The organism is Prevotella sp. MGM1 (genome assembly GCF_002933775.1).
Taxonomy (GTDB): Bacteria; Bacteroidota; Bacteroidia; order Bacteroidales; family Bacteroidaceae; genus Prevotella.
Map to the genome: position 1 here is coordinate 1 of NZ_BEWV01000039.1, position 1,085 is coordinate 1,085.

At 54.7% G+C, this 1,085-nt stretch carries 1 protein-coding gene; it reads left to right on the forward strand.

Going from position 1 to position 1,085, the window contains the following annotated elements; translation table 11 throughout:
• The coding region (locus MoGM_RS00615; protein WP_233210086.1) for an MG2 domain-containing protein at positions 1 to 1,085 on the forward strand (1,085 nt) is incomplete at both ends.

The window sequence follows — 1,085 nt, forward strand, 5'->3', positions numbered from 1 at the left end:
GAATGTATATCGTGTGAATGCCACGGGCGAGACGAAGCTGTCGCCGGATACAGAAGACGGATACAGGGCTATGAGACCGTTGCTAAAAGCACTGCCCGACCGTAGGGTGACGCGTAAGTTCATGGCTCATCCCGATTATTTCGAGTTCGCGGACTCGATAACGCTGGCCGGATTGCCGGCCGGGGTCTATATGCTCGAATTTCAGAGTGTGCCAGCAACGATGACAGTCAGAAAAGTATTTTATGTCACGAGCGTATTTACCATGGCCGAGGCTTTGCCGGAAAATACGGTGCGTTGCGTGGTGGTGGATGTCACTACCGGACAACCGCTGCCCGGGGCGAAAATCAAACTGAGCGGCCGTGGAAATGGTTTGAAAACAAATAATGTGGTGCTGACGTGCGATGACAAGGGAGAGGCACTGCATAAGTTTGCTGCCAACCGGTGGAGGTTTGACAAAGTATATGCCTATACTCAGGCAGACAAGTACAGCCCTGTCGGCAGAATGTACACGATATACGGTTATTCGGAGGGCAACAGCGGATTTGAGCAGACAAATATTTTCACCGACAGGAGCATATACCGCCCTGGGCAGACTGTTCACGTGTCGGCGGTGACTTATATGAACACAAATCGTGTGGATAACATTGCCGTGGCGGGTCGTTCGGTTACTGCGGTGCTGCGCGACGCCAACCGCAAGGTATTGGCAGAGCGGCAGCTCACCACGGATAAATACGGCTCTTGCTCCACCGACTTCACTCTGCCGGCAGGCATGATGAACGGAAACTATACGGTACAGGTCGGAAAGTCGGCCAGGGGAATAAGGGTTGAAGAGTATAAACGGCCGACATTCAATATCGAGTTTCCTGCGATTGACGAGAAATACGGTGCTGGCGACACGCTGGTGCTCAAAGCGAAGGCGCTCAGTTATGCCGGTGTGGCGGTGCAGGGAGCAAAGGTGCGCTATACCGTGCGCCGGGATGTCGCGTTATGGTGGCGGGGCATCGCCCGTGGAGTGCGGTCTTTCCCGCTGTCGGGAGAGACTGTGTGGACTGGCGATGCGGTGACCGGCGAAGACGGGACGTTTG